This is a genomic window from Mesorhizobium sp. M2E.F.Ca.ET.209.01.1.1, from assembly GCF_004010375.2.
Taxonomy (GTDB): Bacteria; Pseudomonadota; Alphaproteobacteria; order Rhizobiales; family Rhizobiaceae; genus Mesorhizobium.
The window spans coordinates 1-293 of the sequence record NZ_SADP02001123.1 but is presented as its reverse complement, the minus strand read 5'-3'; the positions used below and the strand labels follow the sequence as shown (position 1 = coordinate 293).

The 293-nt window shown below is 73.0% G+C and carries 1 protein-coding gene; it reads left to right on the top strand.

The features are described from left to right. On the top strand, nucleotides 1-293 hold a 293-nt coding region (locus tag EN852_RS39390; RefSeq protein ID WP_189546642.1), incomplete at both ends, for a nitroreductase family protein.

The window sequence follows — 293 nt, the reverse complement described above, 5'->3', positions numbered from 1 at the left end:
AGCGTTTCAGCCACGCCCCGCTGGTGATCGTGGTGGTGGCCAGCCCGCGCCCGGACCCGAAGGTGCCCGAGCAGGAGCAGCTGATGACCGCCGGCTGCGTCTGCTTCGCCCTGCTGCAGGCCGCGCAGGCGCTGGGCTTCGGCGCACAGTGGCTGACGGCCTGGATGGCCTTCGATCCGGTCGTGCAGGCCCACCTGGGCCTGGTCGAGGGCGAACGCATCGCCGGCTTCATCCACATCGGCACCGCCAGGGCCGACGTGCCCGAGCGCGAGCGCCCCGACCCGGCAACCCTG